The organism is Arcobacter sp. AHV-9/2010 (assembly GCF_004116575.1).
Taxonomy (GTDB): Bacteria; Campylobacterota; Campylobacteria; order Campylobacterales; family Arcobacteraceae; genus Aliarcobacter; species Aliarcobacter skirrowii.
The window spans coordinates 196795-222322 of sequence record NZ_PDKH01000002.1; the positions used below are offsets into that span (position 1 = coordinate 196795).

Below are 25528 nucleotides of genomic sequence, written 5' to 3' on the forward strand. Positions count from 1 at the left end.
TTATTATTAAGCTTTTAAATCAAGAAGTCTTTCCATTGTAACTGCTTGTATCTCAATGCTCTTTGCATTTGCGCTATATGCAATAATCTCAGGAATTTGTTCAACCATAGCAGAAGTAAAATCTCTTGCTGAATCTTGAAACTCAGCAACAGATGCAACATTTGCAACTTCAGCAATTTTATTTGCATTATCTTGTATTTGAATAGCAGAGCTCATCATAGCTCCTAAATTATTATCAATTCTCATATTATTGCTCCTTCTTGCATAGATTGTATTAACATTTTATTTAAATTTGCAGCTTGTGCTATTGAGCTATCAGCTCTACTTAAACCATCTGGAGCACTTGAAGCATCTTTAAGCTCATCTAGTTTTTTAATTGCTGCTTCTTTATCTTGAGGAATAGAAGTATCAAATCTAACACTTCCACCTGTTGCATAAAGTTTTCCATCTGGTCCCATTTGATAGTTGTAGCTTATAGGAGTAGTTGTAGTTCCTAAGCTAGCGTGTAGTTGCTCATGGTTTCTAACTTCACTATCACTATTTTTAAATCTATTTAAAACTCTTTCGTAATCTTTTTCATCATATTTTGATATTTCATTTGCACTATCATACTTCTCAACAGTTGATTTTTCAAGCTCTTTTTTATCAATATTTGCTAACTCGCTCTTTTTTAGCGCAAGTTGAGAATATATAATTGATGCACTTGCATAATTATCTGAAATTTCCATAAATGCTCCTTTTAAAGGGTGTTAAATAATAGCAAAAAAAAGTATAAATATAGATAAATTATAAATTGAGAAAATTTATAGTAATATTTCGAAGTTTTAAAATAAAAAAAGGATAGAGATGAATTTCTTGTTTAATAAATATAGTCACTTTAATTTGGCAAATATAGTAACATTTTTTAATATATCTTGTGGAATTATAGCTATATATTTTCTTACTCATAATGAGTTTATTGGTGCAGCACTTTTTGCTTGGTTAGCTGGTGCATTTGATATATTTGATGGAAAAATTGCTAGAAAATATAATCTTTCAACAGAGTTTGGAATACAATTAGACTCTTATGCTGATTTTTTATCTTTTGTAATTGTTCCTGCAATGTTTATATATTTTGCTATTTTTGATGGCAAAGAGGAACAATATAGCATGGCTTTATTAGCAGGTGTATTTATCTATTATATTATTTGTGGATTAAGAAGATTAATTCAATTTAATATAAACTCTGAAGAGGGTGAAGTTGAGAGATATTTTATAGGTGTTCCAACACCTCTTGGTGCAATTTTACTTTGGATTGTATATTTAGTTTTTTTAACAGGTTTTATAAATGAATATATAGTTCTTTTTTTAATGGTAGTTATTGGATATCTTCTAAACTCTAAAATTAAGATAAAACATTTATGAAAAAAGAGATTATTACTATTGATTTAGGATCAAACTCTTTTAGAGTTTTAAAATTTAATTGTGAAAATTTTAAAATATTAGATGAGTATCATAAAGTTGTTGGATTAGCTGATGGATTAATAGATACACAAATTATTAGCCAAGAGGCTCAAGAAAGAGTTATAGAAGCACTAAAAATTGCTAAAGAAAAATTAAAATTTGAACCAAAAGATGCTATTTGTGTTACAACAGCAGCAATGAGAAAAGCAAAAAATTCTCAAGAAGTTTTAGAATTTTTTAGAAAAAATGGAAATATTAATTTTACAATAATAGATGAATATGAAGAGGCTAGACTCACTTTTTTAGCCATAAAGTACGCTTTAAAAAGAGAGAATATTCCAAATGACAAGTTTATACTTTTGGATATTGGTGGTGGTTCAACAGAGCTTGTAATTTCAAATAAAGATGATTTTTTTACAAAAAGTTTTGATTTTGGAATAGTTACAATGACTCAAAAAACAAAAAAGAATAAGCAACTATTGGATTTGGAGTTAAAAAATAGAAAAGAGGAGATAAAAGAGTACATAGCCACTTTAGGAATAGATTTAGAATCTTATTGCTTTGTGGCAACAGCAGGAACTCCCACAACAATAGCAGCTATAAAACTTGGATTTAGCTATTTTAATTATGATAAAAACATTGTAAACGGAACAGTTTTACAAATAGAAGATTTGGAAGATAGCTTAACTTTATTAAAAGAGACATCTTTTGAAGATTTGATAAAAATAGCTGGAAAAGGTAGAGTTGAATATCTTGAAGTTGGAACATATATTTATAGAATATTTTTTGAAGCTTTGGAGAAAAAGAGTTCTATAGTTTTTGATGATGGATTAAGAGAGGGTGTTGCAATAAATTTTGCACTTAATCAAAGGTAAGGCTTAAGATAGTAGCCTTACACTTTGCTCTTGAACTATATTTGCTTGAGAAGCAGCTAAATAACCAGCATTTATATTTATGTTAGCTTTTGTAAAATCACTTGACTCTCTTCCAAAATCAATAACATTGTTATTGTATCTTTGCTCATCGATTCTATCTCTTACATCTTCTATTAGTTGCTTAGAAAAATTTTCAAACTCATTTGCAATATTACCAATTTGAGTTGCTGTATCTTCAACTGATTTAATAGCTTTTTGTAGATTTTCTGGATTATTTAAATCACTATTATTTATTGCATCAAAAATATTATTTGTAAAGTTTGCTATGTTTGGTTTATTAATTGAGTATAAGTTTCCATTTGCGCTAAGAGTTATAGAGTCTTGCTCATCGCTATATCTATTTGCGATTAGATTTTCATCTTTATATTTTGTACTAAAAGCTAATTGATTAAAATCTCTTAACTCTTGATTTATCTCCTGTTTTAAATCATTTTTATTTTGAAGATTTTCACTATTTTGTAATTTTTGATCTATGTTTTTTAAAAAATCTTGAAGGTTATTCATAGATGCTTCAGCTATCTTTGTTTTTGCTATTGTGTCATTTGTAGATTGTATATCTTGAGAAAATTCACTTCTTATTATTGAACTTTTACTTACAACTAAACTAGTTGATTCACTACTTTGAAAATCTTCTACACTATACTTTAGTTGAGACTTCTCTAAAGCTATATTTTGATTACTATTTAAGTTGTTTAAGTTTTGAATACTATTTGTATTATTTATAGCATTTATATCCATATTTGTCTCCTAGAAACATTTTATTCATTGATTATATCATATTTTAATAAATATATATTTTTTGACTTAAAAAATGCAATTAGTTCTTTAAAATTAGATACTTTAATGCTACTTTGGGTAAAATATTCACTTAATTTTTAAGATTATGGAGTATAAGATGAAAATAAGTGGCGCAAGAATGGTTATAGAATCATTACATCAAGAAGGGGTAGAAGTTGTTTTTGGATACCCAGGTGGTGCCATTATGAACGTCTACGATGAAATTTATAAACAAAATTATTTTGAACATATTTTAAATAGACATGAACAAGCTTGTGTAATTGCTGCTGAGGGTTATGCTAGAAGTACAGGAAAAGTTGGAGTTGCAATAGTTACTTCAGGACCTGGATTTACAAATGCAATTACTGGAATTGCAGATGCCTATATGGATTCAATTCCCTTAGTTATAATCTCAGGTCAGGTTCCAACAACAATTATTGGAACTGATGGATTTCAAGAAATAGATGCTGTTGGTATCTCAAGACCTTGTACAAAGCATAACTATTTGGTAAATAAAATAGAGGATTTACCAAGAATACTTAAAGAGGCATTTCATTTAGCAAAAACAGGAAGACCAGGTCCTGTTCATGTTGATATACCAAAAGATATAACTGCACAAATTGCTGAGTTTGAGTATCCAGCTGAAGTTAATATGCCAACATATAAGCCAACTATTAACTACAATAAAAGACAGTTGAAAAAAGCTATGGAAGCTATTTCAAATGCAAAAAAACCTCTTTTATATATTGGTGGTGGAGCAGTTTTATCAAATTGTGGATATGAGATTAGAGATTTAGCAAAAAAATTAAATATTCCTGCTGTTGAGACTTTAATGGCAAGAGGAGTTATGGGAGATGAAAATCCACTTTTCTTTGGAATGCTTGGAATGCATGGAGAGTATGCAGCAAATATGGCAGCATATGAGACAGATTTATTAATATCTTTGGGTGCTAGATTTGATGATAGGGTAACTGGAAGATTAGATGAGTTTGCTAGTAAAGCAAAAGTAATTCACATAGATATTGATCCAACTAGTATTGCTAAGCTTGTAGTTGCTGATTATCCAATAGTTGGAGATTTGAAATTAACTGTAAAAGCAATGCTTGAAGAGTGTGAAAATTATGAATTTAATGATTTTTCAAATTGGGTTGAATTATTAAAAGATTATAGAGAAAAAGAGCCTTTAAGATATTTTGATACAGATGAGTTAATTAAACCTCAATGGGTTATTGAAAAAGTTGGAAAAGTATTAGGAGATAATGCAATTGTTTCAACAGATGTTGGACAACATCAAATGTGGACGGCACAATTTTTTCCATTTTCATATCCAAGACAGTTTATTACAAGCGGTGGATTAGGAACTATGGGATTTGGTCTTCCAGCAGCTTTGGGAGCCGCAAGAGCTTTTAAAGATACAAATAGAGTAGTTGTAAACTTTACAGGAGATGGCTCTATTTTAATGAATATCCAAGAGTTAATGACTTGTAGTGAGTATAAACTTCCTGTTATTAATATTATTTTAAATAACAACTACCTTGGAATGGTAAGACAGTGGCAAACAATGTTTTATGATAATAGATTAGCGCAAACTGATTTAACAAATCAACCAATATTTAAAACTCTTGCTGAATCATTCCACTGTTTAGGTTATACAGTTTCAACAAAAGATGAGTTTGAAAAAGCATTAAAAGATGCAGTTGAGCAAAGAAAACCAGCAATGATAGAGGTAATTGTTGCTAGAAATGAAGAGGTTTTACCAATGGTTCCAAATGGACACTCTTTAAATGAGATGACTTTATTAAAAGGAGATAGATAATGAGCAATTTTAATAACTATTATAATAGTGAAACAATAAGACAAGTTATCTCTGTTGTTGTATTAAATGAACATAATGTTTTATCAAGAATCGTAGGACTTTTTTCAGCTCGTGGTTATAATATAGACTCTTTAACAGTTGCACCAATGGCTGAGAGTCAATACTCAAGAATGACAATAGTTACAACTGGAGATAAAAGAGTTATTGATCAAATTGTTAAGCAACTAAACAAATTAATTCCTGTATTAAAAGTAAATGAGCATAAAAATGTGATTGAAAAAGATACAGTTTTAATGAAGTTTTCAATTGATAATAACTTATCAGATATAGATGTAATTGCAAGGGCTTATCATGGATCTATTCAAAATGTTACAGATGAGGCAATCATAGTTTCTGCAACAGATTCAAGTGATAGAATTATTAATTTTATTAAAGTAATGGAAAAATTCAATCCACTTGAAGTTGTAAGAAGCGGAATAGTTGCTATGGAGAGATAGTATGACTTTAAAAAAGATAGCTAATTATTTACAATTAAATTGTGATATAGATATTGAAATTACTGCTTTAAATAGTTTAGAAGATGCAAATAGTAATGAGTTATCATTTTTAGAAAACCATAAATATGTAGAAAAATTAAAATCTACTAAAGCAGGAGCCGTTCTTGTAAATAAAGATCTACTAAATGAAGTTCCAAAAGGTGTAGTTGCATTAGTTTGTGATGAGCCATATTTGAATTTAGCAAAAGCTAGTAAACTTTTTGCTCCAAAACTTTTTGAAACTGAAGGTAAAGAGCCAATTATTGGTAAAGATACAACAATTATGCCTAATGTTTTTTTGGGTAAAAATATTATTATTGGTAGCAACTGTACAATTATGGCAGGAAGTTTTATTGGTGATAATGTTCAAATAGGAGATAACACAATAATTTATCCAAATGTAACTGTTTATAGAGATTGTAAAATTGGAAGTGATTGTATAATTCACTCTGGAACTGTTATAGGAAGTGATGGATTTGGATTTGCAAATACAAAAGATGGAAAGTATATAAAAATCTATCAAAATGGAAATGTAGTAGTTGGCTGTGATGTTGAAATTGGTGCAAATTGTACTATTGATAGAGCTGTATTTAAATCAACTATAGTTGAAGATGGTGTTAGAATTGATAATTTAGTTCATATCGCACATAATTGTAAAATAGGAAAAGGTTCTGTTTTAGTAACTCAAGTTGGAATTGCTGGTTCTACAACTTTGCAACCTTATGTTGTAATGGGTGCTCAAAGTGGAGCTGCTGGTCATCTTGAAATAGCAGCTTTCTCAACAATTGCAGCTCGTGGTGGAGTTACAAAAACTATTAAAGAACCTAAAAAAACTTGGGCAGGTTTTCCTTTGATTGAGCATAGAAATTGGCTTAAACTTCAAGGAAAAATATCTAATTTACTTAAATAAAAGGATCTGTTATAGCTAAAAAGGTTATCTCTCTCATTTTTTTAACTATTATTCTATATTTTGAGTTTACTACTATTGTAAGCTCAAAAGATAGTGTTGGAAATATTGGAGCTCTATTTGCAAACTTCTCTTTTAAATATTTCTCATATTTATCATATGTTTATCTACTATTTTTACTTTATCCTTTATATTTAATAAACTTTAAAAAAGAGTTGGATAAAAAAGATTTATATTTAAATCTGTTATCACTTTTTATATTTTTATTTATAGCACTGATTTTTCAAGCACTTATAGTAGAAAATCCTTATAATAGGGGAGAACTTGGAAATATTTTTGTAGATAGTTTAACTCCATTTATTGGAAAAGCTGGTCTGTATCTATTTGTTATTGTTGGGTTTATAATATCTTTAATAATTATTTTTGAAACAATGGATTTAGATTTTGATGATATTAAAAAATTTAGAGCTAGAGTAAAACTTAAAAAACAAAATGAGAAAAAATTTACAATAAAAAAAGATATAACTAAAACTATTAATAATCAAAAGAATCTACCAATTGTTCAAGAAGTAAATAAAGAGTTGAAAAACGATAATAAATTAATAAAAGATGAAGATGTTTTAGATGCAGATCTTATTGAACTTGATAATGAAATTGAAGTTAAAAATAAAGGTGCTATTAGTAGCAGTTTGATTATTGATGAGCTTGAAGAGAATGCAAAACTTCTTTCAGAACTTGAGTTTGGGAAAACTGAAAAACCAAAAGATTTTATGCTTCCACCAACAAGCTTTTTTCAAGATGCTCCAAAAGAGAATAAAACTAAAGTAAATGAAGCATTTATAGATAAAAAAATAGCTGACTTACTTGATAAACTTGCAATGTTTAAAATTGATGGAGATGTTGTAAGAACTTATACAGGACCTGTTGTTACAACTTTTGAATTTAAACCAGCTCCAAATGTAAAGGTTTCAAAAATATTAAGTCTTCAAGATGATTTAGCAATGGCACTAAAAGCTCAAACAATAAGAATTCAAGCTCCAATTCCAGGAAAAGATGTAGTTGGAATTGAAGTTCCAAATGAAGATACTCAAACAATTTATCTAAAAGAGATGCTAGATAGTGAGATTTTTCAAAACTCTAAATCTCCATTGACTATGATTTTAGGAAAAGATATTGTTGGAAAACCTTTTGTAACTGATCTTAAAAAGCTTCCTCACTTATTAATTGCAGGAACAACTGGAAGTGGAAAATCTGTTGGAATAAACTCTATGATTTTATCACTTCTATATAAAAACTCACCAGATAATCTAAGGCTTGTAATGATAGATCCAAAAATGCTTGAGTTTTCTATGTACAACGATATTCCTCATCTTTTAACTCCAGTTATCACAAAAGCAGTTGATGCTATAAATGCTTTAGCAAATATGGTTGGTGAGATGGAGCGAAGATATACTTTAATGGCTAAAACTAGAACAAAAAATATTGAAAATTTCAATGAAAAAGCAAAAAAAGAAGGTCTTCCTACAATGCCTTATATTGTTGTAGTAATTGATGAGTTAGCTGATTTAATGATGACAAGTGGAAAAGATGTTGAATACTCAATAGCAAGACTTGCTCAAATGGCAAGAGCTAGTGGAATTCACTTAATTGTAGCAACTCAAAGACCATCAGTTGATGTTGTAACAGGACTTATTAAAGCAAATTTACCTAGTAGATTGTCATATAAAGTAGGGCAAAAAATAGATTCTAAAATTATCCTTGATTCAATGGGAGCTGAATCACTTCTTGGGCGTGGAGATATGCTGTTTACTCCTCCTGGTATGCCAGGACTTGTAAGAATTCACGCCCCTTGGAGTACAGAAACTGAAATTGAAAAAGTTGTAGAGTTTTTAAAAAATCAAAGAGAAGTTGAGTATGATATGAACTTTATAAAAGATAAAAATATAAGTTCATTAAATGGTTCAAATAAATCAGGAATAAATAGTGATGATATAGAGCTGGATGAGCTTTATGAAGATGCCAAAGAGGTTATATTTACAGATAAAAAAACATCTATATCATATCTTCAAAGAAGATTAAAGATTGGATATAACAGAGCCGCAACAATTATAGAACAACTTGAAAAAACAGGTGTTTTAAGTGAAGTTGATGCAAGGGGAAATAGAGAGATTTTAATCTAAAATAAGATTATATTTATAATCTTATTTAGTCAAACATTTTAAAGTTATCATCTTCACTACCATCTTTTTTTCTATTTTTAAATTTCCACATTGTAATAAAATATTTTACACTTGCAAAACTCAAAATAATAGCTATTAAAAACATTACGAAATAAGATATAAACATTAATATTTCCATAAATAAGCCTTTTATTGGTATTAAGTAAAAATTCTATCAAAAATTTTCAAAGAATAAAAGAAAATTATGCTAGAATAAAAAGATTTTATTTCAAGGAGTAGTTATGAATATAAGTATAGTAGGAAGACATATAAAACTTACGGACGCAATTAAAGATTATATAAATAGTTCAATTGATACATTTAAAAAATATAACTTGGATATTATTTCGGTTACTTCTACAATTGTTGGAGATGAAAAAGCAAAGGGTTTTACTTTTGAGTTCTCTTTAAATATTGCAAATATAGATACAGTTGTTATTAAACAAAAAGATAAAGATTTATACACTGCAATTGATATAGCAACAGATAGAGTATCAAAAGTTTTAAGAAGACACAATGACAAAATAACTGCCCATAAGGCTACAAAATTTAGTGAAGCTGTTGAAGTTGAAGATGGTGTTGCAAAAGAGCTTGAGAGATTTGAAGATGAGATTATTCCTCAAAGATTAACTTCATATAAACCAATTGATATAGAAGAGGCTTTAGAAGATTTGAAAAACTCTACTGCTTTATTTAAAGTTTTTTATGACAAAGACGATAATATGAGAGTTTTATACAAAGCAAATGCTGCTGGAAAATTTGGTTTATACTAAGATTTAGTAGTAAAAAAACTAAAAGGGTATTAGAAAAAGCTAATACCCTTTTTTAATTTAATTGAATTTAGGATTTAAAAAAATATGCAAAATGACTTAAAAAAAGTTGCACTAATTGGGCAACCAAATGTTGGAAAATCATCACTTTTCAATAGACTTTCAAATAGAAGAATAGCGATTGTTTCAGATATTGCAGGTACTACAAGAGATATTAGAAAAAACGAGATAGAGATAATTGATAGAAGTGCAACTCTTCTTGATACAGGTGGAATAGATGAAACAAATGATGAGATTTTTTTAAATGTAAAAAAACAAGCAATAAAAACTGCCAAAGAGGCTGATATTATACTTTTTATGGTTGATGGTAAAAATATTCCAGATGACAAAGATAAAGAGCTCTTTTATGAACTATTAAGATTAGGAAAAGAGTTAGCATTAGTTGTAAATAAAATAGATAACGATAAAGAGCTAGAGAGACTTTGGGAGTTTTTTGAATTTGGAATAGGGGATGAAAATCTATTTGGAATATCAGTTTCACATAATCGAGGAACAAAGAAACTATACGAATGGATTTATGATAGACTCCCTGAAAATCCAGAAACTGTTGCAAGACAAGCTGAAGAGAAAAGATTGCAAGCTTTAAAAGAAGAGTTTGGTGAATTTTATGAAGAAGATGATGAAGATTTTTCTATAGGAGAAATTGAAGAGATAGAAGAGGAAAAAATAGAGGATGACACTTCTATAAATGTTGCGATTATTGGAAAAGTTAATGTTGGGAAATCATCTATTTTAAATGCACTTGTGGGAGAACAAAGATCAGTTGTATCTTCAATTGCAGGTACAACAATAGATCCAGTTGATGAGACATATTTTTATAAAGATAAAAAAATCACTTTTGTTGATACTGCAGGACTTAGAAGAAGAGGAAGTATTGAAGGAATTGAGAAATTTGCTCTAATGAGAACAAAAGAGATGCTAGAGAAAGCAAATGTTGCTTTAGTTGTTCTTGATGCATCAAAGGAGCTTGCTGATTTAGATGAAAAAATTGCTGGTTTAGTTGATGAGTATGGATTAGGTACAATTATTGTTTTAAATAAATGGGATGAAAATATGGATACATTCCAAAAAATGGAGGAGGAGATTAGAAGAAGATTTAGATTTTTAGCCTATGCTCCAATTTTAGCTGTTTCTGCAAAAACAGGAAGAAGTATAGATAGATTAAAAGATAAAATTGTTGAAATTTTTGATAACTATACACAAAGAATTTCTACTTCAAAACTAAATAAAGTTATAGAAGAGGCTATTAGAAGACACGCACTTCCAAGTCCAAATGGAGCAAGATTAAGAATTTATTATGCTACGCAATTTAACTCAAGACCACCAAGAATTGCCCTTGTTATGAATAAGCCAAATCTTTTACACTACTCTTATAAAAGATATTTAGTAAACTTTTTACGAGAGCAGTTTAATTTTGAAGGAACACCAATTCATGTTTTAGCTCGTGGTAAAAATGATAAAGTTGGTGATGAAGAGTATTTGGAAGATAAATAACTATGTCAAAAATCTATCTTTTAAATAATCAAAATTTTGAAGGTGTAGTTAATTTAGAAGTTTTTAAAGTAAAAAGTTTAAATTATACTCTTGATACCACAAAGTATGATGCTTTGGTTTTTACTTCAAAAAATGCAATATTTTCATTGGAAGAAAACTGTATTGACTGGAAAAAAATTCCATCATATTTAATAGCATCAAAAACAGCTAAAGAGGCTTTAAAACTGGGTGCTAATGTTGCATTTGTTGGAGAGAGTGGTCATGGAAATGATTTTGCAAATGAGTTGATTCCCCATTTAAAAAACAAAAAAGTTCTATACTTAAAAGCTTTAAAAACAGTATCAAACCTTCCAGAAATTTTAAGAGAAAATAGTATAGATTTAGATGAAATTGTAGTTTATGAAACAACTTGTAATGATGAATTAAAAATTATTGATTTAGAAAAAAATTCAACTATTATTTTTACATCTCCTTCAAGTGTTGAGTGTTTTTTCAAGAAATTTTCATGGGATAGTAGTTTTAAAGCAATAGTAATTGGAAAAACAACTGCTTTATATCTTCCTAAATATATTGATAATTATCAAATTAGTTCAACTACAGATGTTAAAGAGTGTGTAAAACTTGCTTTAAATAATATTGTTTAGTTTAATTACTATTTTAATCTTTTTTAGATAAAATCTCCAATTCTAAGTAGTTCGGGATTTCCATTACTTGCGGGTCCGATAATATTTTATTTTATACAAATTTGTAGTTATACAGTGTGTAGCGTTTCTTTTGTTTACGCTCCTAAAGTATTCTCTTGTATATATACTTGGCTTTTAGGGCCACCTTATGGTTATCGGCTACTTGGGTTTTAAAAACAATAAAGGGAAAAATATGAATATATTAATACTTGGAAGTGGTGGTAGAGAGTACTCTATAGCATTAGCACTAAAAAAAGAGAATTCACACAAACTATATTTTATGCCAGGAAATGGTGCAACTTCTAATTTAGGAACTAATATTAATATAAAAGATTATAATGAGTTAGCAAAATTTGCAAAAGAAAATGGTATTGATTTAACAATTGTTGGACCAGAAGCTCCACTTGTAGATGGTGTTGTTGATATATTTAAAAAAGAGGGTTTAACTATTTTTGGTCCTTCTAAAAAAGCTGCTCAACTTGAGGGTTCAAAAGCTTATATGAAAAATATATTAAAAAAGTATAATATACCAACAGCAGCATTTATTGAAACATCTAATAAACAAGATGCTTATGATTTTATAGATAACATGAAAAACCTTCCAATCGTTGTAAAAGCAGATGGGCTTTGTGGAGGTAAAGGTGTAATTATTGCACAAAGCAAAGAAGAGGCTAAAAGCACAGTTGATGATATGTTAAGTGGTACTAGCTTTGGCGAAGCTGGAGAGACTGTTATTGTTGAAGAGTTTTTAGATGGTTATGAACTCTCTGTTTTTGCAATTTGTGATGGTGAAAACTATAAAGTATTACCAGCTGCTCAAGATCACAAAAGAGTAGGAGATGGAGATACTGGACCAAATACAGGTGGAATGGGCGCATATGCTCCAACTCCTTTGGTAAATGATGATATTTATAAAAAAATAGAAGAGAGAGTAATAAAACCAACTTTAAAAGGAATGCAACAAGAGAATGCACCATTTGAAGGAGTTTTATTTATTGGTATTATGGTTGTAAAAGGTGAGCCAATAGTTTTAGAATACAATGTTAGATTTGGTGATCCAGAGTGTGAGATTTTAATGCCTTTAATAGAATCAAAAGTTTCTGAACTGTTCTATTATGGAGCAACAAAACAGCTTGATAAACTTGATATTAAGTTTAAGAATAAGTTTGCAGTTGGTGTAGTAATGGCGAGTTCTAACTACCCATATAGTGCTTCTGCACCTTCAATTATATCTTTATCAAATATTGTAGATAAAGAGCTTTTAGAAAATAGCCATATCTCTTTTGCTGGTGTTGAAGAGAAGGATGGAAATCTTATAGCAACTGGTGGAAGAGTTGCTGTTTGTGTAGCAATTGGAGATAGTATTAAAGAGGCTAGAGATAGAGCTTATTTACTTAGCTCTGAAATATCTTTTGATGGTAAAAAGTTTAGATCAGATATTGCATATCAAGCTTTAAAATAGAGATTTAAAATGCAAAATAGCGAGAATTTACAGTTAGCTTCTATGCGTTCTAGAGCTTTTGCTTTTGTAATTGATGATTTAATAGTTACGCTACTTATAAGTTTAGTTTATTGGGATAGTATTGTTGCGGCTGGTAATAATACAGAAGCATTAATATCACTTTTATCAAATCTTGTACTACCTTTATTGGTATTAAAAGTTATATATCATACTTTTTTTATCTGGTATTATGGTCAAACTTTAGGTAAAAGATTAGCAAAAGTTAGAGTAATTGATGCTAATCACTGGGGAAGAGTTACATTTTTTCAATCTTTTTTAAGATCTCTTGGAAGGGTAATATCTGAACTATTCTATTATATAGGTTTTGTAATAGCTTTTTTTAATGATGGAAGAAAAACTTTTCACGATTTTACAGGTAAAACGCTGGTTGTAGATGCTTAAAATTTTATTTTTGATTATATTTTTACTCTTGAATTTTTCCTATGCAGATGAAAAAAAAGAGAAACTTCAATTAGTTGCAAAAAATATAGAAGCAAAAGATAATACTGTAATAGCATCTAATAGTGTTATAGCATATTCACCCTCTTATTATATTAGTGCTGATAAATTAATATATGATAGAGACAAAGAGAGTTTAGAGCTTTTTGGAAATGTTTTAATAATAAAAGATAATAATATACAAACACAAAGTAATTATGCATATTTGGATATGAAAAATGATGCAGCTTTGCAAGAACCAATATTTCTACTAGATGAGAGCACAAATATTTGGGTAAATGCAAAAGAGTTAACAAAAGAGAAAGAGAAATTAGAGTTAATTGATTCAATAATTTCATCTTGTGACTGTTTTGATCCAGCTTGGAGCATTAAAGCAACTAGTAGCAACTACAATACAAAAGATATGTGGATAAATACTTTTAATACAAGATTGTATATAAAAGATGTTCCTGTATTTTATCTACCATATTTTGGTTTTCCAACAGATACAACTAGAAGAACGGGACTTTTATTTCCAACTATTGGTTATGCTAGTAAAGAGGGAGTTTTATACTCTCAACCAATATTTATAGCACCAGCAAGTAATTATGATTTTGAACTATCTCCTCAAATAAGAACTCAAAGAGGATATGGGGTTTATGGAACTTATAGATATGCAAATACTTTAAATAGTATGCTTAAAATTAAAATGGGTTATTTTAAAGAGAGTGACTCTTATGTAAAAGATAGAGAACTTCAAAGTAACCAACATTATGGAGCAAATTTAGATTATGAACAAAAATATATTTTAACAGGTGAAAATAGTGTTTATCAAGATGGAACATATCTATCTTTGAAATATTTAAACGATATTGAACATATTGAACTTGAAAAGATTAGTGGGAGTGTTTCAACAGATAGAAATGTAGAATCTAAATTAAATTACTATTTTAATACTCCAAACTATTATGCTGGTACTTATTTAAAATATTATATAGATACTCAAGCAAATAGCAATGATGCGACTATGCAAGAGCTTCCTCAAGTTCAGCTACACTCATACAATAAAGCTTTATTTACAAATAATTTAATATATTCAGCAGATTTAAAATATCAAAACTTTACTAGACAAAAAGGTCTTGAATCAGAAGTTTATAATTTAAATATACCTATTGGATATACTAGAAATATTTTAAATGATTATATGTATATAGGAGTTGATAACAAAACACTATTTACTAGTTACAAATACAACAATTCAAATATTAACTATGAAGATGGTACTTTAATACAAAATCTAACTACTTTTAAAGTTGGAACAGATTTGATAAAGCCTTATAAAAACTATATTCATAGTATGAATTTAAGTTTTAATTATGAAATACCAGATAATCTTCATAAAGATGGGGATTTATACAATGTAACAGTAAAAGAGGAGAATGACTTAGCTAAATTTAAAGAGCTAAAAACTTTTCCAACTATTCAAAATAAAAAAAGAGCTATTTTAAGACTCAATCAATCTATTTATGGCAAAAATAGTCATAAGCAAATTATTAATCACCAGTTAAGCCAAAGTATTTATTATGATAAAAGTGATAATGCTAAACTTCAAGATTTGGAGAATTATTTAAGAATTAATCTTAAAAATACAACTTTTTCTGGTAAAGTTGTATATAATGCTGAAGATAAAAAGATAGTTGAAACTAGTCTTGATGGTACTTTTAATTTTGAAAGTTTTAGTGTAACAAGTGGTTATTATAGCTCTGTAAAAACTAATAATGAGTTTTTTAGTAGAGATGATTTGGAGTCTTTTAGGGTTGATGCAAAATATAATTTTAATAAATATTATTCAATGAGATATTATGAAAATTATGATTTGCAAGATAAGATTAGAAATAGACAAGGAGTAGGTTTTTCTATCAATGAGAGCTGTTGGGGCTTAGATTTAAGATATGAAAAAGAGATAATTCCAACTTCAAGTAGTAGTCATAAAAGTAGAGAGCAAGATATAATTTATGCTACTTTAGTTTTAAAACCAATTGGTGGAATTAGTCAAAATTATAAGGTATATGATAGTGAGCAAAGATAAAATATTTTTTAAAGATAGAAAAGAGGCTGCAAATAAGCTTCTTGAAGTTCTTCCGCTGGATTCAATGAGACTTGAAGAGTGGATTGTAATATCTAGTTCTTATGGTGGTTATGAAATTGCTAAAATTGTAGCAGAAGCTTTAAATGCAAAATATGAAATAATGTTTAATGAAAAAATTTATGCTCCAAATAATGATGAGTGTGAAATAGCTGTTGTAACAGAGCTAGAAGAGGTTTTAATACATGAAGAGCTTGTAAAATCATTTGATATAAATCTAGATTTAATATATTTATACTCAAAAGAGATTTTTGAAAGTAAAATAAGGCCAAATATCTTTAAATTTAGAGCAGGTGAGAGATTACAAAAATTACACGGTAAGAATGTTTTAATAGTTGATGAGGATGTAAATGTTGGTTTAGTTATGATGGCTTGTATAAAAACTATTATAAATCAAAAAGTTAAATCTATTAGTGTAGCAACTCCTATTCTATCAACTACTAGTATCAAAGCAATTGATGCAATTACAGATGATTTATATTATGTAAAAAATTTAGATCACTATATAGAAGGTAACTTTTATTATGAAAATTTAAATAGTTTAACTATAGAAGATATTGAAAAAATTAAAAATGAAGGATAAATAAATATGGCAATAGTATGCGAATTGGAATTAAATAAACAAAAAGAGATTTTTGAGTTTGAAAAAGTAGCAAAGCAGGCAAATGGTTCTGCTCTTGTTAAGGTAGGAAATTGTGTAGTTTTAGCAACTGTTGCATCTGAATTTGACAATCCTGTTAGTGAAGATTTTACTCCATTAACTGTTCAATATATTGAAAAAACTTATGCGGCAGCAAAACTTCCTGGTGGATTTATTAAAAGAGAAGGAAAACCAAGTGATTTTGAAACATTAACTTCAAGAGTTATTGATAGAAGTTTAAGACCACTTTTCCCTAAAGGTTTTGTTTATCCTACAACAATTACAGTTATGGTTTTAAGTTCAGATAAAGATGTTGATTTACAAACAATCTCTTTAAATGCAGCTAATGCAGCACTTTATACTTCAAATTTACCTATTAAAAAATCTGTTTGTGGAGTTAGAGTTGGAAAAATAGATGGAAATTTAATTATTAATCCAACTAAAGAGGATTTAGAAAAATCGACTTTAGATCTATTTATAGCTGGTTCAAAAGAAGAGTTGTTGATGATTGAGATGAAAACAATATCCTCTTTAAATGATTCAAAACATCTTACAAATGAGATGGAAGAGTCTGCTTTAGTTGATGCAATAGCTTTTGCACAAGAGGCATTAAAAGAAGCAAATATTTCATATGAGACAAATTTTGAAAAAGCTTGTAAACAAAAAGCAAATGTTGAGCTTATTGAATTTTCAATAGCTAAAGAGATAATTGATTATGTAAGAGATAACTTTTCAACAGATATAAAAATAGCTATAAAAAAATTAGCAAAAAGTGAAAGAGCTGTTGAACTAAAAGAGCTTGCAAAAGAGATATCAAAAAATGATTATTCTCTTAAAAATGAATTAGAGTTTTCAACAATTTATGAAGCTGTTAATATTGTAAAAAGAGAAATAGTTAGACAGATGATTGTAAATGAAAAAGTAAGAGCAGATGGAAGAGGGCTTAAAGATGTAAGACCAATATCTATTGAAACTAATATTCTTCCTTCAGCTCACTCATCTTGTCTATTTACAAGAGGAGAGACACAAGCACTTGTTATTGGAACTCTTGCTGGAGCAAAAGATGGTCAAATGTATGAAGTTTTAGCAGATAGATCTACATCTATGGAAAACTTTATGGTACATTATAACTTTCCAGGTTTTAGTGTTGGTGAAGCAAAACCTATTTTTGGTGTTGGAAGAAGAGAGTTAGGGCATGGGAATTTAGCTAAAAAAGCTTTAGAGTCAACTATTAATCCAAGCTTTAAAGATACAGTAAGATTGGTTTCTGAAATTTTAGAATCAAATGGTTCATCTTCAATGGCAACTGTTTGTGGTGGTTCAATAGCATTAAAAGCAGCTAGAGTTCCTATTTCAAACTTAGTTGCTGGTGTTGCTATGGGAATGGTTGTTGAAGGTGATAAATACTCTATTTTAACAGATATTATGGGTCTTGAAGATCATGATGGTGATATGGATTTTAAAGTTGCTGGAACAGTTAATGGTATTACAGCTTTACAAATGGATATAAAACTTGGTGGAATAGAGTTAAATGTATTAAAAGAAGCACTTTTACAAGCAAAAGAGGGTAGGGTTCATATTTTAAATATAATGGAAGAATCATCAAAAAATATAACAGATAGCTTGGCTTTACCAAAGAGTGAAGAGTTTAATATCGATAGTTCAAAAATGATGATAGTTATTGGTAAAGGTGGCTCTACTATAAAAGATATTATAGAAAAATATAGTGTAAATGTAGATTTAGATAGAGATAATGGTATTGTTAAGTTAAGTGGAGAAGACTCTTCAAAAATAGCCGAAGCTACTGAGTTTATTAAAGATTTAGTAAATAATTCAAACTCTTTTAAACAGACTAATAAAATTGATTTTGAAAAAATATATAATGTAGATGAAATTGTACATGGAAAAGTAGAGAGATTAGTTGACTTTGGTGCATTTATACTACTAGAAAAAGGTGGTGAAGGACTTTTACATATATCAAAAATATCAAAACAAAGAGTTGAGAAAGCTAGTGATGTATTAACTCTTGGTCAAGAGATAGATGTTAAAGTACTTAAAATACAAAAAGATAGAATAGAATTAAGCTTAAACTAGATGATAAATAATATTATATTAATATTTTTTTGGGTACGATAATAAAATTTTAAATGAAGATAATTAAGGGGTTTATATGGCCAAGCTTTTAATAGTAGATGACTCTACAATGTTAAGAGATATGTTAAACTATGCTTTAAATGAGGGTGGATATACTGATGTTGTTGAAGCCATTGATGGTGTAGATGGTTTAGCAAAAGCAAAAAGTGCTACTTTTGATTTGATTATAACTGATATAAATATGCCAAATATGGATGGAATTGATTTAGTTGGTGAGCTAAGAAAAATTCCTCAATACTCAAAAACTCCTATCTTAGTCTTAACTACTGAAAGAAGTGATGAGATGAAAGCAAAAGGTAAAGTAGCAGGTGCCACAGGATGGATTGTTAAACCTTTTGTACCTGATCAGCTACTAAAAGCTGTAAATATTGTACTAAGCAAATAAAGAAGGGGGGATATTATGTCATTTGATATTTCAAAATATAGAGAGATGTTTTTAGAAGAGGCTGTTGAGCTTTTTGAATCAGCAGATAATGTTTTACTAGAAGCTGAAAATAATGGTAGTTTAACAGACGATGAAATGGGACAGCTATTCCGAGATGTTCATACACTAAAAGGTAGTGGTGCTTCTGTGGAGTTAGCTTATTTTGCCGAATTTACTCATGATGTTGAAAATCTTATGGATAAATTAAGAAGCCATAAAATAGAGTATAGACCAGAAATGGCTGAAACTTTAATTGATGGTTTAGATGTTATGAAAGAGATTTTAGAGTTAGAAGTTGCAAATCAAATGACTAGAGAAAAATTTGAAGAGATGACAAAAGAGCTTTTAGAGGAGATTAGAGCTTATTCAAATAGTGATAATTCTTCTAAATCAACTACAAAAGAGAGTTCTAATCCCCCACAAGTATCTCAAAAAGTAGAAAATGTAAAACCTCAAGAAAATAGTAAAACTTATAAAAAAGATTTTAGAGATAGAGCTTTTGGTATTTTTGCAGATGAAGAAGAAAATTCAGAGAGTTTTGGTTTCTTTGATGATCGTTACAGTAGTTCAGCTAATGATTCTGGATTTTTTGATGATATGCCTAAATTAACTCCAGATTCAGTAATGGAAATTGGTGAAAACAATAGTATAGATGAAAATGAATCAAATGATGATAATGAAGCTAAAGATAATAGCTCAAATCAAGAAGTTTCATCTGAAAATAAAAGATCAAGAGATAGAAATAAAGTAGATAAAGAAGAGTCTAAAAAATCTATGTCAAACAATAATAATAGTATTAGAGTAAACTTAGATAAAATTGATCTTTTAATGAATAATGTAGGTGATTTGGTTATAACAAATGCTATGCTTACACAATTTTCTTCAACAATTGAAGAGTCAAAAATAAGAGGTTCTGTATTAGAAAGATTAGAGCTTCTTGAAAGACATATTAGAGATATGCAAGATAGTATCATGAGTATTAGAATGGTTCCTATGGACTCTATTTATTCAAAATTCCCAAAAGTAGTACGAGATATATCTAAAAAACTTGGTAAAAAAGTTGAGTTTAAACATTATGGAGATAATGTTGAAATAGACAAAGCTATGATTGAAGGATTAACAGATCCATTAATGCATATTATTAGAAACTCTTTAGATCATGGTATTGAAATGCCTGAAGATAGAGTAAAGGCTGGTAAGAGTGACACTGGAACAATCTCTATTTCAGCTGAACAAGCAAATGGTCAAATGATTATTACAATTGAAGATGATGGTAAAGGTGTTGATAGTGAAAAAATTGCTCAAAAAGCTCTTGAAAAAGGACAAATAGATGAGCATCAGTACAGTTCAATGTCAAATAACGAGAAAGCTCTTTTAATTTTTGGAGCAGGTCTTTCAACGGCTGATCAAATTACAGATATTTCAGGGCGAGGCGTGGGAATGGATGTTGTAAAAACAAATATTCATAAACTTGGTGGAGTTATAAAACTTGATACTGAAATTGGAAGAGGAACTACAATTACAATTATGCTTCCTCTTACTCTTGCAATTCTTGATGGGCTTGATATTAGAGTAGGTGATCAAAAATATATTCTACCTCTTAGCTCAATTGTTGAATCTTTACAACCAACAGCTGATATGATTAAAAAAATTGGAGATGGAACTCAAGATCTTTTAATGTTAAGAGAAGAGTTTATTCCTGTTGTTAAACTTCATAAGCTATTTGGACTTAAAAAAAGTTTTGAAAATCTAGAAGATGGTATGTTAATCGTTGTAAGATCTGGAAATACTAAAGTTGCACTATCTATTGATGAGTTCTTAAATCAACATCAAGTTGTTGTTAAACCTTTAGATAAAAACTTTAGAAGTGTTCAAGGAATTGGAGCTGCAACAGTTAGAGGAGATGGAAGTATCGGATTAATTTTAGATGTTCTAGGAATAATTGATGCACAAATTAAAATTGAGAGAAAAATGAACTCATCAAAAAAGGCATCATAAATTGATATGCGATATACAACACAAGATGTTCACAATAGAATAAAAAAGATTCTTTATTCTCTTACAGGTATTACACTTACAGATAATAAAGATATTATGATTTCGAATAGAATTGATAAATTAAAAAGAAATTGTAACAATTATGGCGATATTATGGAGCTATTGGACTCTGTTGAGAGTGGACAAAATGTAACTGAGTTTATTAATACATTTACTACAAATAAGACACACTTTTTTCGTGAAGATTTTCACTTTGAAGATTTAAGAGATAGGGTTCTACCTGATTTTGCAAACTCAAATAATCAAATATCTATTTGGTCTTCAGCAGCATCAACTGGTGAAGAGCCTTACTCTATTGCAATGACTATATTTGAAGCAAATAGTATTTTAAATTCAAATATAAAAGCAAATATTATAGCAACAGATATTGATACAAATGTTCTTCAATATGCAGCCGATGGGATATATAGATATAGTAAAGCGGAAAAAGAGTTTCCAAATTGGATAAAACCTCAAAAATATTTTAAAAGAAGAGTTCAAAAAACACTTACAAGTGAAGAGATCTTAATAAAAGTGAATGATGAGTTAAAAAGATTAATTAGTTTTGGAATGTTAAATTTAAATGATACAAGCTACCCATTTTCTAAAAATCAATTTGATGTTATTTTTTGTAGAAATGTACTTATATATTTTTCAGCAGAAGATCAAAATATTATTCTAAAAAAAATATTTAAATACTTAAAAATTGGTGGGACATTATATCTTGGTCACTCTGAGAATCCTCAAGATTTGATTAATTATGTAAAAAGAGTAGGTCAAAATATTTTTATTAAAGAGAAAGAGATAATATGATTATTGTGGGTAAAAAGGATGGTTCTATAGAGAAAGTTCCATCTACATCCATATCACAAAAAATAAAAGGTTATGATACATATACTGTTTTAGGTGGAGAGTTTGCAGTAGTATCGGATGATAATAATATAGCATTAAAAACTCTTTTGGGCTCTTGTGTTGCTTTAATGTTTTATGATAGAAAAAAAAAGATAAAGAGTATGAATCACTTTTTACTTCCTAACACTAGTGATAAAACTTATGATATGAAATATGGACTTTACTCTGTTGAAGCAATGTTAAATGAGATGTATAAACTAGGGTGCTTAAAGTCGGATATTGTAGCAAAAATATCAGGTGGAGCTGATATTATGAATTTAAATTTAAAAAATTCAATAGGAGCTAGAAATGTTGAGTTTGCTCAAGAGTTTTGTCAAAAAGAGGGTTTTAGAATTATCTCTGAACATACAAGAGGAACTCATGGAAGGTTGATACTTCTTGCAAATAATTTTGAAACATTTATTAAAGTTACTCAAAAAACTGAAACTGATAGTAAAATTGCTTCTAGTGAAAAATCATTACAAGTTGAAATTACTAAAGCACCAGTTATTAAAGAGTACCCAAGTGCAATTGAACTTTTTAACAAAAATAATAAAAAGCTTGAACCAAAAATGGAAATTGAGCTTTTCTAAAATATTTAGGATTATAATATATGTATACGGTATTAATAATAGATGATTCAGCTTCAATGAGAAGAATTTTAAAAGATATGATTAATTCAATAGATGAGTTTGAAGTAGTTGATGTAGCAAATGATGCTTATGAAGCTAGAGAAAAAATAAAAGAGTATGAGCCTGATTTAGTAACTATAGATATAAATATGCCAAAGATGGATGGAGTGACTTTTTTAAGAAATCTAATGAGACTTCATCCTATGCCAGCTGTTGTAATATCAGGAGAGAGTGTTAGAGGAAGTGATATTTTTGATGATGGAGCTGTTGGATTTATTCCAAAACCATCAACTGGTGAAAGTATGAAATCATTTGAGTCAAGAATAAAAGATACTCTATTAAGTCTTACATTCTTACTAAAAAGATATACACTAAAGAAACCATCTGCAAAGAAAAAAAATTATGTAAAAACTCAAAATATAGATTATAAAGTACATCCAGATGAAGTTATTCCTTTAAGAGCAGCTCCTTTTGGTGGGCAAAAATTAATAGCAATCGGCTCATCAACAGGTGGAGTTGAGTCACTATTAAGAGTATTTAGTAAACTACCAAATGATTTGCCACCAATATTAATAACACAACATATACCATATGGATTTTCTAGCTCTTTTGCACAAAGATTAAATGATCACTCAGATGTTGATGTATGTGAGGCAAAAGATGGAATGATATTAAAAAGAGGGCATGCATATTTAGCTCCTGGAAATATGCATCTAACAATTGAAAAGTATGGAAATGAGCTAAAAACAAAACTTCTTGATACAAAAAAGGTAAGTCAGCATAAGCCTAGCGTTGATGTACTTTTTAGGTCTGTAAACAATAGTGTAGGTGGTTCTGCTATGGCTGTTATGATGACTGGAATGGGAGATGATGGAACTATTGCCATGAAAGAGTTATTTGATAATGGTGCTTATACAGTAGCTCAAAATGAGGCTAGTTGTGTTGTTTTTGGAATGCCTATGAAAGCTATTCAAGCAGGTGCTGTTAAAGATATAGTACATTTAGATGATATAGCACAATATATAATTGAGTTTTCAAGAGGAAAGCGTAAATAGTTAACTTATAAAACATATAGAAATCTATTTGATTTGGCTATATGTTTTTATTTTAGTATTGAAAACTATAATTTTCAAACTAAAACTAATATCTATTTTGATATACTCCCATATAAAATTTATTAGTATTAAAAAGGTAAATTATGAGATATGATTTAGATTTCAAAAATAGTTTTCAAGATACTCTACTTTTTTGGATGGAGAGATTTGTAAGAAATAAATTAACAAATCTCTCAAATAGACAAGTTATACAAAAAGATAGATTAGCAACAATATTGCAGTCTTTAGCTAAAGGTTTAAAATCTATAGATGAATTAGAGATACTGGTAAAAGATGCTAGAAATATAGGTTTAAATGGAATAAATACATACTTTAACCCTCTTTTAAAGCTATACAAATTTACAATAAACTTAGGCTTAGCATCAATGAAAGAGATTGATGAAGAGTTATTAAGTGATTTTTTAGCTACAGAAACAAGCTCTTTGTCAGATGCTAGTAAGAAAAACCATAGAATTGCCCTACTATCTTTTTTCTCTTACATTGATAAACAGAATGAAAATGAAGATGGAAGTTCATATTTATTTAAAATAGAGCTTAAAAATTGGGGTGGATTAAGTGGTAAAAGCGGTACAAAACTGCCCTCTTTTATGAATAAAGATGAGATTGATAGATTTTTAGATGCTATTGAAAAATTTGAGTTTTCAGAAAATACTGGATATAGAAATCGCCTTATTATAAAAATTATTATATACACAGGTGTTAGGGTTAGTGAAGTTTTAAATTTAAAAATCAAGGATATTTTTAATGAAAATGATGTTTATATGTTACAAATTAGAGGTAAAGGCAATAAACCAAGAGTTGTAATGATAAAAAAGCATATTATTGAATATGATTTAAAAAACTGGTTAGATATGAGAATAAGTGACACTGATCTTTTAGTTTGTAATCAAAAAGGAGATAGATTAACTCAAGCATATATTAGTAGAGTCGTAGAAAATATTTTAATAAGTGCAGGGATTAGAAAAGAGAAAAATGGAGCACATATGCTAAGACACAGTTTTGCAACACTTTTATACCAAAAACATCATGATTTAATACTTGTTCAAGAAGCTCTAGGTCACTCAGATATAAATACAAGCCGTATTTATACACATTTTGATAAAGAGAGACTTAGAAAAACTACGGATATATTTTAAAAAAGTGTAGCCTCATCACTTGAATTATTTTCAAATGACTCTAAATATATATTTTCATCATAATCCAAATATAGGCTAAATGAGCCTATATTTAAACTATTTTGTATATCTCTTTTATTTAAAAAACTCTCACTCTCACTATTTGAAAAAAAAGTTTCAAGATGATATTCGGCTAAAGATGGAGAGAAATTATCTATTATAGTTTCTAAATGAAGAAAATTATCTATATTAAATATAGAAAACAGATCATTTTTCTCTATTTGTTTTATCATTATTGCATAATTCCAAGAAGTGAAGATAGTCTCTCATCATTTAAATCTAGCTTGTTACTATCTTTTTTTGGCTCCTCTTTTTGTTCAGGAGTAAAACTTAATAGACTATTATTTTCAGATGAGTGAGTATTATTGTTGCTCTCATCTAATTTATCTCCTAAAAACTCTTCAACTTGTGACACTATCTCTTTATCCTCTTCAATAAGCTCTTTATTGTCTATTTTAGCATCAGAAAATGTTTTGTTACCTCTACTTAAAATATTTTCAATTTGTCCTAACATTGTAGAGATTGTAACTTTATCATCTTCTGTATTACTTTTTAACTCATTAACTTTTAATAGTAAAGAGCTATTTTCATCTTTTACAGATACTAATTCACTATTTGCTGCTTCAAGATTAACTTTTAGCTCCTCATTCTCTTTTTGAAGCTCTTGGTAAGCATCCATTAATCTGTTTAATGCACTATTTAATTTTGAAATTGTTTCTGTATTTGTCATAGCTT

The 25528-nt window shown here is 28.6% G+C and carries 26 protein-coding genes; 20 read left to right on the top strand and 6 right to left on the bottom strand.

Annotated features, from left to right (window positions below):
* Positions 1-6 precede the first annotated feature (6 nt).
* Together CRU94_RS04830 and CRU94_RS04835 are read right to left on the bottom strand one after the other, a co-directional pair.
* Positions 7-246: a hypothetical protein gene (locus CRU94_RS04830; RefSeq protein WP_129105681.1), complete on the bottom strand. Its 240-nt coding sequence runs from the start codon at positions 244-246 to the stop codon at positions 7-9.
* Positions 243-728: a putative metalloprotease CJM1_0395 family protein gene (locus CRU94_RS04835; RefSeq protein WP_129105682.1), complete on the bottom strand. Its 486-nt coding sequence runs from the start codon at positions 726-728 to the stop codon at positions 243-245. The genes CRU94_RS04830 and CRU94_RS04835 overlap by 4 nt, the downstream gene beginning before the upstream one ends.
* A 118-nt stretch (positions 729-846) precedes the next feature.
* Between CRU94_RS04835 and CRU94_RS04840 the strand changes: the two genes are divergently transcribed.
* Positions 847-1404, top strand: coding sequence for a CDP-alcohol phosphatidyltransferase family protein (locus CRU94_RS04840; protein ID WP_129105683.1), 558 nt, complete (start codon positions 847-849; stop codon positions 1402-1404).
* Positions 1401-2318: a Ppx/GppA phosphatase family protein gene (locus CRU94_RS04845; protein ID WP_129105684.1), complete on the top strand. Its 918-nt coding sequence runs from the start codon at positions 1401-1403 to the stop codon at positions 2316-2318. Before CRU94_RS04840 ends, CRU94_RS04845 begins: the two co-directional genes overlap by 4 nt.
* Positions 2319-2321: 3 nt before the next feature.
* On the opposite strand, the gene CRU94_RS04850 is transcribed toward CRU94_RS04845, so the two are convergent.
* Complete coding sequence (locus CRU94_RS04850; protein WP_129105685.1) at positions 2322-3116, bottom strand: flagellin; 795 nt, start codon at positions 3114-3116, stop codon at positions 2322-2324.
* Between the two features lie 157 nt (positions 3117-3273).
* Between CRU94_RS04850 and CRU94_RS04855 the strand changes: the two genes are divergently transcribed.
* From CRU94_RS04855 to CRU94_RS04870, 4 genes are read left to right on the top strand one after another with little or no spacing between them, the layout of a single operon-like run.
* Positions 3274-4971 carry an acetolactate synthase large subunit gene (locus CRU94_RS04855; RefSeq protein ID WP_129105686.1) on the top strand — a complete coding sequence of 566 codons (1698 nt, stop codon included), beginning with the start codon at positions 3274-3276 and terminating at the stop codon, positions 4969-4971.
* On the top strand, positions 4971-5468 hold the full coding sequence (ilvN, locus tag CRU94_RS04860) for an acetolactate synthase small subunit (protein WP_129105687.1): 498 nt from the start codon (positions 4971-4973) through the stop codon (positions 5466-5468). Before CRU94_RS04855 ends, ilvN begins: the two co-directional genes overlap by 1 nt.
* Position 5469: 1 nt before the next feature.
* On the top strand, positions 5470-6417 hold the full coding sequence (gene lpxD / locus CRU94_RS04865) for a UDP-3-O-(3-hydroxymyristoyl)glucosamine N-acyltransferase (protein ID WP_129105688.1): 948 nt from the start codon (positions 5470-5472) through the stop codon (positions 6415-6417).
* A 26-nt stretch (positions 6418-6443) separates the two neighbouring features.
* Complete coding sequence (locus CRU94_RS04870) at positions 6444-8594, top strand: DNA translocase FtsK (RefSeq protein ID WP_164966572.1); 2151 nt, start codon at positions 6444-6446, stop codon at positions 8592-8594.
* A gap of 25 nt (positions 8595-8619) precedes the next feature.
* On the opposite strand, the gene CRU94_RS09600 is transcribed toward CRU94_RS04870, so the two are convergent.
* A complete protein-coding gene (locus CRU94_RS09600; RefSeq protein ID WP_164966568.1) occupies positions 8620-8772 on the bottom strand; it encodes a hypothetical protein in 153 nt (50 codons plus the stop codon).
* 103 nt (positions 8773-8875) lie between these two features.
* Here CRU94_RS09600 and hpf point away from each other — a divergent pair, with 103 nt between their 5' ends.
* The 14 genes from hpf (at position 8876) to CRU94_RS04940 (ending at position 24754) form a co-directional block, all read left to right on the top strand.
* Complete coding sequence (hpf, locus tag CRU94_RS04875) at positions 8876-9406, top strand: ribosome hibernation-promoting factor, HPF/YfiA family (protein WP_129105690.1); 531 nt, start codon at positions 8876-8878, stop codon at positions 9404-9406.
* 84 nt (positions 9407-9490) lie between these two features.
* Complete coding sequence (gene der, locus CRU94_RS04880) at positions 9491-10957, top strand: ribosome biogenesis GTPase Der (RefSeq protein ID WP_129105691.1); 1467 nt, start codon at positions 9491-9493, stop codon at positions 10955-10957.
* A 2-nt stretch (positions 10958-10959) separates the two neighbouring features.
* On the top strand, positions 10960-11601 hold the full coding sequence (locus tag CRU94_RS04885; protein ID WP_129105692.1) for a uroporphyrinogen-III synthase: 642 nt from the start codon (positions 10960-10962) through the stop codon (positions 11599-11601).
* A gap of 232 nt (positions 11602-11833) precedes the next feature.
* Positions 11834-13102 carry a phosphoribosylamine--glycine ligase gene (gene purD, locus CRU94_RS04890; protein ID WP_129105693.1) on the top strand — a complete coding sequence of 423 codons (1269 nt, stop codon included), beginning with the start codon at positions 11834-11836 and terminating at the stop codon, positions 13100-13102.
* 9 nt (positions 13103-13111) lie between these two features.
* Positions 13112-13543 (top strand): RDD family protein, encoded by a 432-nt coding sequence (locus CRU94_RS04895; RefSeq protein WP_129105694.1) that lies wholly within the window; start codon positions 13112-13114, stop codon positions 13541-13543.
* Positions 13536-15668 carry an LPS-assembly protein LptD gene (locus tag CRU94_RS04900; protein WP_129105695.1) on the top strand — a complete coding sequence of 711 codons (2133 nt, stop codon included), beginning with the start codon at positions 13536-13538 and terminating at the stop codon, positions 15666-15668. The genes CRU94_RS04895 and CRU94_RS04900 overlap by 8 nt, the downstream gene beginning before the upstream one ends.
* Positions 15649-16308: a phosphoribosyltransferase family protein gene (locus tag CRU94_RS04905; protein WP_258237394.1), complete on the top strand. Its 660-nt coding sequence runs from the start codon at positions 15649-15651 to the stop codon at positions 16306-16308. The genes CRU94_RS04900 and CRU94_RS04905 overlap by 20 nt, the downstream gene beginning before the upstream one ends.
* A gap of 6 nt (positions 16309-16314) precedes the next feature.
* Positions 16315-18459, top strand: coding sequence for a polyribonucleotide nucleotidyltransferase (locus CRU94_RS04910; RefSeq protein WP_129105697.1), 2145 nt, complete (start codon positions 16315-16317; stop codon positions 18457-18459).
* A gap of 76 nt (positions 18460-18535) precedes the next feature.
* A complete protein-coding gene (locus CRU94_RS04915; RefSeq protein ID WP_129105698.1) occupies positions 18536-18904 on the top strand; it encodes a response regulator in 369 nt (122 codons plus the stop codon).
* Positions 18905-18919: 15 nt separating this feature from the next.
* Positions 18920-20941, top strand: a complete 2022-nt coding sequence (locus CRU94_RS04920) for a chemotaxis protein CheA (RefSeq protein ID WP_129105699.1) — start codon at positions 18920-18922, stop codon at positions 20939-20941.
* Positions 20942-20947: 6 nt separating this feature from the next.
* Complete coding sequence (locus CRU94_RS04925) at positions 20948-21793, top strand: CheR family methyltransferase (RefSeq protein WP_129105700.1); 846 nt, start codon at positions 20948-20950, stop codon at positions 21791-21793.
* Complete coding sequence (locus CRU94_RS04930; protein ID WP_129105701.1) at positions 21790-22464, top strand: chemotaxis protein CheD; 675 nt, start codon at positions 21790-21792, stop codon at positions 22462-22464. The genes CRU94_RS04925 and CRU94_RS04930 overlap by 4 nt, the downstream gene beginning before the upstream one ends.
* A 20-nt stretch (positions 22465-22484) precedes the next feature.
* A complete protein-coding gene (locus tag CRU94_RS04935; protein WP_129105702.1) occupies positions 22485-23558 on the top strand; it encodes a protein-glutamate methylesterase/protein-glutamine glutaminase in 1074 nt (357 codons plus the stop codon).
* A gap of 143 nt (positions 23559-23701) precedes the next feature.
* Positions 23702-24754, top strand: coding sequence for a tyrosine-type recombinase/integrase (locus CRU94_RS04940; RefSeq protein ID WP_129105703.1), 1053 nt, complete (start codon positions 23702-23704; stop codon positions 24752-24754).
* Here the strand turns inward: CRU94_RS04940 and CRU94_RS04945 are convergent.
* Together CRU94_RS04945 and CRU94_RS04950 are read right to left on the bottom strand one after the other, a co-directional pair.
* Positions 24751-25026: a hypothetical protein gene (locus CRU94_RS04945; protein ID WP_129105704.1), complete on the bottom strand. Its 276-nt coding sequence runs from the start codon at positions 25024-25026 to the stop codon at positions 24751-24753. The genes CRU94_RS04940 and CRU94_RS04945 overlap by 4 nt on opposite strands.
* Positions 25026-25523 (bottom strand): hypothetical protein, encoded by a 498-nt coding sequence (locus tag CRU94_RS04950; protein ID WP_129105705.1) that lies wholly within the window; start codon positions 25521-25523, stop codon positions 25026-25028. The genes CRU94_RS04945 and CRU94_RS04950 overlap by 1 nt, the downstream gene beginning before the upstream one ends.
* Positions 25524-25528 lie beyond the last annotated feature (5 nt).

Bases quoted from the DNA above. Each gene is read 5' to 3' on its own strand.
- CRU94_RS04830 (WP_129105681.1), bottom strand. From the start codon at position 246: ATGAGAATTGATAATAATTTAGGAGCTATGATGAGCTCTGCTATTCAA.
- CRU94_RS04835 (WP_129105682.1), bottom strand. From the start codon at position 728: ATGGAAATTTCAGATAATTATGCAAGTGCATCAATTATATATTCTCAA.
- CRU94_RS04840 (WP_129105683.1), top strand. From the start codon at position 847: ATGAATTTCTTGTTTAATAAATATAGTCACTTTAATTTGGCAAATATA.
- CRU94_RS04845 (WP_129105684.1), top strand. From the start codon at position 1,401: ATGAAAAAAGAGATTATTACTATTGATTTAGGATCAAACTCTTTTAGA.
- CRU94_RS04850 (WP_129105685.1), bottom strand. From the start codon at position 3,116: ATGGATATAAATGCTATAAATAATACAAATAGTATTCAAAACTTAAAC.
- CRU94_RS04855 (WP_129105686.1), top strand. From the start codon at position 3,274: ATGAAAATAAGTGGCGCAAGAATGGTTATAGAATCATTACATCAAGAA.
- ilvN (WP_129105687.1), top strand. From the start codon at position 4,971: ATGAGCAATTTTAATAACTATTATAATAGTGAAACAATAAGACAAGTT.
- lpxD (WP_129105688.1), top strand. From the start codon at position 5,470: ATGACTTTAAAAAAGATAGCTAATTATTTACAATTAAATTGTGATATA.
- CRU94_RS09600 (WP_164966568.1), bottom strand. From the start codon at position 8,772: ATGGAAATATTAATGTTTATATCTTATTTCGTAATGTTTTTAATAGCT.
- hpf (WP_129105690.1), top strand. From the start codon at position 8,876: ATGAATATAAGTATAGTAGGAAGACATATAAAACTTACGGACGCAATT.
- der (WP_129105691.1), top strand. From the start codon at position 9,491: ATGCAAAATGACTTAAAAAAAGTTGCACTAATTGGGCAACCAAATGTT.
- CRU94_RS04885 (WP_129105692.1), top strand. From the start codon at position 10,960: ATGTCAAAAATCTATCTTTTAAATAATCAAAATTTTGAAGGTGTAGTT.
- purD (WP_129105693.1), top strand. From the start codon at position 11,834: ATGAATATATTAATACTTGGAAGTGGTGGTAGAGAGTACTCTATAGCA.
- CRU94_RS04895 (WP_129105694.1), top strand. From the start codon at position 13,112: ATGCAAAATAGCGAGAATTTACAGTTAGCTTCTATGCGTTCTAGAGCT.
- CRU94_RS04900 (WP_129105695.1), top strand. From the start codon at position 13,536: ATGCTTAAAATTTTATTTTTGATTATATTTTTACTCTTGAATTTTTCC.
- CRU94_RS04905 (WP_258237394.1), top strand. From the start codon at position 15,649: ATGATAGTGAGCAAAGATAAAATATTTTTTAAAGATAGAAAAGAGGCT.
- CRU94_RS04910 (WP_129105697.1), top strand. From the start codon at position 16,315: ATGGCAATAGTATGCGAATTGGAATTAAATAAACAAAAAGAGATTTTT.
- CRU94_RS04915 (WP_129105698.1), top strand. From the start codon at position 18,536: ATGGCCAAGCTTTTAATAGTAGATGACTCTACAATGTTAAGAGATATG.
- CRU94_RS04920 (WP_129105699.1), top strand. From the start codon at position 18,920: ATGTCATTTGATATTTCAAAATATAGAGAGATGTTTTTAGAAGAGGCT.
- CRU94_RS04925 (WP_129105700.1), top strand. From the start codon at position 20,948: ATGCGATATACAACACAAGATGTTCACAATAGAATAAAAAAGATTCTT.
- CRU94_RS04930 (WP_129105701.1), top strand. From the start codon at position 21,790: ATGATTATTGTGGGTAAAAAGGATGGTTCTATAGAGAAAGTTCCATCT.
- CRU94_RS04935 (WP_129105702.1), top strand. From the start codon at position 22,485: ATGTATACGGTATTAATAATAGATGATTCAGCTTCAATGAGAAGAATT.
- CRU94_RS04940 (WP_129105703.1), top strand. From the start codon at position 23,702: ATGAGATATGATTTAGATTTCAAAAATAGTTTTCAAGATACTCTACTT.
- CRU94_RS04945 (WP_129105704.1), bottom strand. From the start codon at position 25,026: ATGATAAAACAAATAGAGAAAAATGATCTGTTTTCTATATTTAATATA.
- CRU94_RS04950 (WP_129105705.1), bottom strand. From the start codon at position 25,523: ATGACAAATACAGAAACAATTTCAAAATTAAATAGTGCATTAAACAGA.